Annotated in this window: 3 protein-coding genes and 5 pseudogenes; 6 read left to right on the forward strand and 2 right to left on the reverse strand. The window is 50.7% G+C overall.

All coding sequences use genetic code 11. The features are described from left to right. Positions 1 to 74 precede the first annotated feature (74 nt). Positions 75 to 419 (forward strand): annotated as a pseudogene (locus tag ACTHS4_RS11285) (class I SAM-dependent RNA methyltransferase); the annotation flags it as partial. A 114-nt stretch (positions 420 to 533) separates the two neighbouring features. On the opposite strand, the pseudogene ACTHS4_RS11290 reads toward ACTHS4_RS11285, so the two are convergent. After that, positions 534 to 890: pseudogene (locus ACTHS4_RS11290) on the reverse strand (N-acetylmuramoyl-L-alanine amidase); the annotation flags it as partial. Beyond that, positions 883 to 1,128 (reverse strand): annotated as a pseudogene (gene tsaE / locus ACTHS4_RS11295) (tRNA (adenosine(37)-N6)-threonylcarbamoyltransferase complex ATPase subunit type 1 TsaE); the annotation flags it as partial. The pseudogenes tsaE and ACTHS4_RS11290, both read right to left, overlap by 8 nt. Between tsaE and ACTHS4_RS11300 the strand changes: the two are divergent. The 5 genes and pseudogenes from ACTHS4_RS11300 to ACTHS4_RS11320 all read left to right on the forward strand — a co-directional run. Then, positions 1,109 to 1,309 carry a hypothetical protein gene (locus ACTHS4_RS11300; protein WP_070825541.1) on the forward strand — a complete coding sequence of 67 codons (201 nt, stop codon included), beginning with the start codon at positions 1,109 to 1,111 and terminating at the stop codon, positions 1,307 to 1,309. The pseudogene tsaE and the gene ACTHS4_RS11300 sit on opposite strands and share 20 nt — an antisense overlap. Positions 1,310 to 1,326: 17 nt before the next feature. Next, positions 1,327 to 2,140 (forward strand): annotated as a pseudogene (murI, locus tag ACTHS4_RS11305) (glutamate racemase). A 137-nt stretch (positions 2,141 to 2,277) separates the two neighbouring features. Continuing rightward, the gene (locus tag ACTHS4_RS11310; protein ID WP_070825540.1) at positions 2,278 to 4,056 is read left to right on the forward strand and encodes a transferrin-binding protein-like solute binding protein; all 1,779 of its coding nucleotides are present in this window, start codon (positions 2,278 to 2,280) and stop codon (positions 4,054 to 4,056) included. An 86-nt stretch (positions 4,057 to 4,142) separates the two neighbouring features. Further along, a complete protein-coding gene (locus tag ACTHS4_RS11315; protein WP_070825539.1) occupies positions 4,143 to 6,872 on the forward strand; it encodes a lactoferrin/transferrin family TonB-dependent receptor in 2,730 nt (909 codons plus the stop codon). Positions 6,873 to 6,963: 91 nt separating this feature from the next. After that, positions 6,964 to 7,067, forward strand: a pseudogene (locus tag ACTHS4_RS11320) (IS5/IS1182 family transposase); the annotation flags it as partial.

Here is a 7,067-nt window from a genome sequence, read left to right on the forward strand (position 1 = left end):
ATTAGGAGCGGAAATAGACGAAAACCTGTGTTTGGATTTCGGCTGTCGGGGGAAGGGCTTTTTTGCAAAGGTCTCAGACGGCATTGGCCAACGCACGCAGTGCCGGGGTGGACGACATCGTTTCCCTCAGCGTTGCCGATGTGCAGTCCGTCCGGCCGAACGGCGTGGGCGACATTATGGTGTCCAATCCGCCCTACGGTGTACGCCTTGAGGAAGTCCACGCTTTGCAGGCACTTTATCCGCAGTTGGGTACGTGGTTGAAAAAACACTATGCCGGCTGGCGGGTCGGCATGTTTACCGGCGACAGGGAAATGCCCAAATTTATGCGCCTGTCGCCAAAACGCAAAATCCCACTTTATAACGGCAACCTCGATTGCCGCCTGTTCCTGATTGATATGGTGCAGGGATCGAACAGTTGAGGAAAGTGTACAAAAATGCCGTCTGAAAAATGTTCAGACGGCATTTATTTTTCGGAATCACCCCCGCTTCAATACGGAAGTGTTGATGTAGCGTTGGATACCTGAGGCAATGGATTAGGCGCACTGCCGGCGGAAGGATTCGCTACCCAGCAGCTTCTCTTCGGCAGGGTTGGACAGGAAGGCGGTTTCGACCAGGATAGACGACATATCGGGTGCGCGCAAAACGGCGAAATTGGCTTCGTCCACCCTGCCTTTGTGCAAGTGGTTGAGCCTACCCAATTCTTCAAGCACCAGATTGCTGAGTTTGCGGCTGTCGCGCAGTGTGGCGGTTTGCGTCATGTCGAGCAGGGCGGTATCGACATTGCGGTTGCCGCTGGTCGGTACGCCGCCGACCGCGTCGGCATTATTTTGGGTTTGTTCCAAGAATTTGGCGGCGGAGCTGGTTGCGCCTTTGGTGTTTAACATAATGATGCAGGGTAAAGGGTTTAAGCGGATAGGATTCGACGATGGCGTAAGTCGGGCTTTTGACCGGTCCCCGATGACCGAGTCCGCGCAGGATTCCGCGTGTCAGCGTGGTTTTTCCCGCGCCCAAGTCTCCCTTGAGATAAATGACCAGGGGTGCGTTTAAACGGGAAGACCATGCTTCACCCAAATCGAGTGTGGCGGCTTCATCGGCAAGGAATCGGGAGATGGAGGGTAAATCAGACATGGAAACGGTTTGTTGTAAGGTTTGGGGTATTATGGGCAGTTTTGCAGGTTTTGCAAACTTTGCACCCGAGGGGCGGATGCTTCCTGTCGAGCATTATACAGCCAAATACGCGTTCTGCTTTCAGACGGCATGGCTGTCAAGAAAAAGCGGCGCGTGTACAATACGCGGATTGTATGTTTAGGACAGATTGGAAGAAGGATGGAAAATATCGGCAGGCAGCGCCCCATCGGTGTTTTTGATTCAGGAATCGGCGGTTTGACCAATGTGTGCGCGCTGATGAAGCGGCTGCCGATGGAAAACATCATTTATTTCGGCGATACGGCGCGTGTGCCTTATGGGACGAAGTCGAAGGCGACCATTGAGCATTTCTCCATGCAGATTGTCGATTTTCTGCTGGAATACGATGTTAAGGCGATGGTTATCGCGTGTAATACGATTGCGGCGGTGGCGGGGCAGAAAATCCGTCAAAAGACGGGCAATATGCCTGTGTTGAACGTGATTTCCGCCGGCGCGAAAGCCGCGCTGACAACGACGCGCAACAATAAAATCGGCATTATCGCCACCAATACGATAGTCAACAGCAATGCTTATGCGCGCGCCATCCATAGGAACAACCCTGATACGCTCGTCCGCACGCAGGCTGCGCCGCTGCTCGTCCCTTTGGTGGAGGAAGGTTGGTTTGGAACATGAAGTTACCCGCCTGACCGTATGCGAATACCTCAAACCATTGCTTGCAGACGGCATCGATACGCTGGTGTTGGACTGCACGCACTTTCCCTTGCTCAAGCCCTTAATCGGTAGGGAGGCGGGTAATGTCGCGTTGGTTGATTCTGCAATTACGACGGATGAAAAAACAGCACGCGTCCTTGCGCAGGAGGGATTACTCAATACTGACAACAATAATCCCGACTATCGTTTTTATGTCAGCGATATTCCTTTGAAATTCAGAACGATAGGCGAACGTTTTCTGGGTAGGACGATGGAGCAGATTGAAATGGTGTCTTTGGGTTAGGCAAGGTTTGCTCAAACACCCGCATATCCGGAGTAAGGATGTGCGGGTGTTTTTTGTGAAGGTACGTCAGAAAATGTTTGCAAATTACATTTTAAGTTAATAAAATATAAACTATTATCATTTTTAAAAAAGTTGATATGAAAAATTCACTTATTGCCCAAGCAGCCGGTATCCTGCCTGTGCTGCTGCTTTCTGCCTGCGCGGGCGGCGGCAGTTTCGATTTGGACAGCGTGGAAACGAAACAGCACAACCCGCAGTCCGAAGCACCGAAATACCAAGACGAACAAACTGAAAAACCGGCAAAACCCGATGAAGCGCAGGCGGCGGAAAACGACCGTCCGGTTTACGGTTTTGCAGCCAAAATACCGCGTCGGAACTGGCACCCGAAAAATAAAGAAGATCATAAGGCATTATCAGAAGCGGATTGGGAGAAATTAGGTGCGGGTGAGCCGGGTGAGTTTCCCCAAAAGAATGAGATTTTTGCGATGGATAAGGGTACGCTGAACGAATCCATCACAACGGGCGACGGCAAAAGCCGTGTGGAAGGATACACGGATTTCCAATATGTCCGCTCGGGCTATATCTACCGCAACGGTGCCAATAAAATCGATTTCAAAAACAATATCGCCCTTTCCGGCGCGGACGGCTACCTTTTCTACAAAGGCAGCAATCCTTCCCAAGCTCTGCCGATGGGCAAGTCGATTTACAAAGGCACTTGGGATTATGTAACCGATGCCAAGGAAAAACAGAAGTTTTCCCAGTTGGGTAATTCGCAAGCGGGCGATAGGTACGGGGCTTTGTCTGCCGAGGAAGCGGATGTGTTGCGCAATAAAAGCGAGGCACCGGAAGGTCAGACCGATTTTGGGCTGACCAGCGAGTTTGAGGTGGACTTCGCCGCCAAGACCATGACCGGCGTGCTCTACCGCAATAACCGGATTACCCATAACGAAACCGAAAATAAAGCCAAACAAATTAAACGTTACGACATTCAGGCTAACCTGCACGGTAACCGTTTCAAAGGTAAGGCGTTGGCTGCAGATAAAGATACTGGGAACGGTCATCCCTTCGTTTCTGATTCTGATAGTCTGGAAGGTGGTTTCTACGGGCCTCAGGGCGATGAGTTGGGCGGCAAGTTTTTGGCAAACGATAAGAAAGTGCTTGCCGTATTCAGCGCGAAACAGAAAGACGGTGCAGAAAAACCATTGGCTGAAACCTTTATGGACGCTTACCGCATCGGTGCGGATTTTGTGAAAAAACAGATAGACAGCTTCGGCAACGTGGCCAAACTGCTGATTGACGGCGTAGAGCTTGCGCTTGTGCCGTCCGAAGGCACTCAGACGGCATTCCAGCATATATTTGAGAAAGACGGTGTGAAGGTGTCGGTATGCTGCTCCAATTTGGATTACCTGCATTTCGGGGTGTTGGAACACGGCGGTTCGCACGATATGTTCCTGCAGGGCAGCCGTACGCCGGTTTCCGATATGCCTGTAACGGCGGGAGAGGCGGTATATCGCGGTACATGGTCGGGTACTATTGTTAATGGTACGAGCTGGAGTGCCGAACCTTCCAATAAGGAAGGCGGTAACCGGGCGGAGTTTAAAGTTAATTTTGCCGAGAAAACCCTCAACGGTATGCTGACGGCGAAAGACCGCATTGCCCCCGTATTCACCATCACTGCCACGATTCAGGGCAACGGTTTTTCAGGTGTGGCGAAAACCGGTGAAAACGGCTTTGCATTAGATCCGAAAAATACCATCGATCCGAAACGAACGAATATCCGTGCAGATGTGTCCGGCGGCTTCTACGGCAAAAACGCCATTGAGATGGGCGGATCGTTCTCCGGAAATACATTGGAGGGAGAAAGCGGCAAGGCGGCAGTGGTATTCGGTACGAAACGCCAACAGCTTGTCCGGTAAACTGGGCTGCCGGTTGACAGAGGAAAGTTCTTCAGACGGCATATCGGCTTTAAATGCCGTCTGAAGGCAGTAAGTAGAGAAATGATATGAAACAGCAACATTTGTTCCGATTAAATATTTTATGCCTGTCGCTGATGACTGCGCTGCCTGCTTATGCGGATGTTTTACCGTCCGGACAAGTGTGGGAAAAGCAGCTCGATACCGTGCAGGTCAATGCGAAAAAACAGAAAACCCGCCGTGATAACGAAGTAACCGGGCTGGGCAAGCTGGTCAAATCTTCCGAGACGCTAAGTAAAGAACAGGTTTTGAATATCCGAGACCTGACCCGTTACGATCCGGGTATTGCCGTGGTCGAACAGGGTCGGGGCGCAAGTTCCGGCTATTCAATACGCGGCATGGATAAAAACCGCGTTTCCTTAACGGTAGACGGCGTTTCGCAAATACAGTCCTACACCGCGCAGGCGGCATTGGGTGGGACGAGGACGGCGGGCAGCAGCGGCGCAATCAATGAAATTGAGTATGAAAACGTTAAGGCCGTTGAAATCAGCAAGGGTTCGAATTCATCAGAATACGGAAACGGCGCATTGGCAGGTTCGGTCGCATTTCAAACCAAAACCGCAGCCGACATTATCGGAGAGGGAAAACAGTGGGGCATTCAGAGTAAAACTGCCTATTCTGGAAAAGACCATGCCCTGACACAGTCCCTTGCGCTTGCAGGACGCAGCGGCGGTGCGGAAGCCCTCCTTATTTATACTAAACGGCGGGGGCAGGAAATCCATGCGCATAAAGATGCTAGTAAAGGTGTGCAGAGTTTCAACCGGCTGATGCCGGTCGAGGATACCCATCCGTACGCAAATTTCATTGTCGAAGAGGAATGTTCCAATGGATATGCGGCCTGTAAAGACAATGCGAAAAAAGATGCTTTGGCCAAAGATGAGCGCAAAACCGCCAGCACGCAGGATTATACCGGCCCCAGCCGCTTCCTTGCGGACCCGCTTGAGTATGGCAGCCAATCATGGCTGTTCCGACCGGGTTGGCATTTGGACAACCGCCATTATGTCGGAGCCGTTCTTGAACGTACGCAGCAGACCTTTGATACACGGGATATGACTGTTCCTGCCTATTTTACCGAGGCCGATCTGAATGAAAGTGTCCGGAGAAACGGTACGCCGAGCGGCTTTGGCAAATATTCGGGCAATAATAAGGCCGAAAGGCTGTTTGTTCAGGGAGAGGGCGGTACATTGCAGGGTATCGGTTACGGTACCGGCGTGTTTTATGATGAACGCCATACTAAAAACCGGTACGGGGTCGAATATGTTTACCATAATGCTGACAAGGATACCTGGGCCGATTACGCCCGACTTTCTTATGACCGGCAAGGTATAGATTTGGACAACCGTTTGCAGCAGACGCATTGCTCTCACGACGGTTCGGATAAAAATTGCCGTCCCGACGGCAATAAACCGTATTCCTTCTATAAATCCGACCGGATGATTTATGAAGAAAACCGAAACCTGTTCCAAGCAGTATTTAAAAAGGCATTTGATACGGCCAAAATCCGTCACAATCTGAGTATCAATCTAGGGTACGACCGCTTTAAGTCGCAATTGTCCCACAGCGATTATTATCTTCAAAACGCAGTTCAGGCATATGGATCGAAAATCCCGGAAGGGGCGCAGTCACCCAATGGAAGCCAAGGCAAACCGTATTGGGTGTCTATCGGCAAGACCACGGTCAATACATCGCCGATATGCCGTTTCGGCAATAACACCTATACAGACTGCACACCGAGGAATATCGGTGGCAACGGTTATTATGCAGCCGTTCAAGACAATGTTCGTTTGGGCAGGTGGGCGGATGTCGGAGCAGGTATACGTTACGATTACCGCAGTACGCATTCGGAAGATAAGAGTGTCTCTACCGGCACTCACCGCAACCTTTCTTGGAACGCAGGCGTAGTCCTCAAGCCTTTCACCTGGATGGATTTGACTTATCGCGCTTCTACGGGCTTCCGTCTACCGTCGTTTGCCGAAATGTACGGCTGGAGAGCCGGGAAGTCTTTGAAAACGTTGGATCTGAAACCGGAAAAATCCTTTAATAGAGAGACAGGTATTGTATTTAAAGGGGACTTCGGCAATTTGGAAGCCAGCTATTTCAACAATGCTTATCGCGACCTGATTGCATTCGGTTATGAAACCCGAACTCAAAACGGGCAAACTTCGGCTTCTGGCGACCCCGGATACCGAAATGCTCAAAATGCACGGATAGCCGGTATCAATATTTTGGGTAAAATCGATTGGCACGGTGTATGGGGCGGGTTGCCGGACGGGTTGTATTCCACGCTTGCCTATAACCGTATCAAGGTCAAAGATGCCGATATACGCGCCGACAGGACGTTTGTAACTTCATATCTCTTTGATGCCGTCCAACCTTCACGATATGTATTGGGTTTGGGTTACGACCATCCTGACGGAATATGGGGCATCAATACGATGTTTACTTATTCCAAGGCAAAATCTGTTGACGAACTGCTAGGCAGCCAGGCGCTGTTGAACGGTAATGCCAATGCTAAAAAAGCAGCATCACGGCGGACGCGGCCTTGGCATGTTACGGATGTTTCCGGATATTACAATATCAAGAAACACCTGACCCTGCGCGCAGGCGTGTATAACCTCTTCAACTACCGGTATACCACTTGGGAGTCTGTAAGGCAGACTGCCGAAGGAGCGGTCAATAGGCACAATAATGTCGGCAGGTATAACCGCTACGCCGCACCGGGACGAAATTACACCCTGACTTTGGAGATGAAGTTTTAACCTAAGCAACCGTGCATCAAGGCAATAGGAGACCTTTGCAAAATTCCCCCAAATCCCCTAAATTCCTACTAAGACATTTAGGGGATTTTCCATGAGCACCTTCTTCCAGCAAACCGCACAAGCCATGATCGCCAAGCACATCGACCGTTTCCCACTATTGAAGTTGGATCAGGTGATTGATTGGCAGCCGATCGA

The sequence above is a fragment of the Neisseria sp. P0014.S009 genome, from assembly GCF_051958155.1.
Lineage (GTDB): Bacteria > Pseudomonadota > Gammaproteobacteria > Burkholderiales > Neisseriaceae > Neisseria > Neisseria flavescens_C.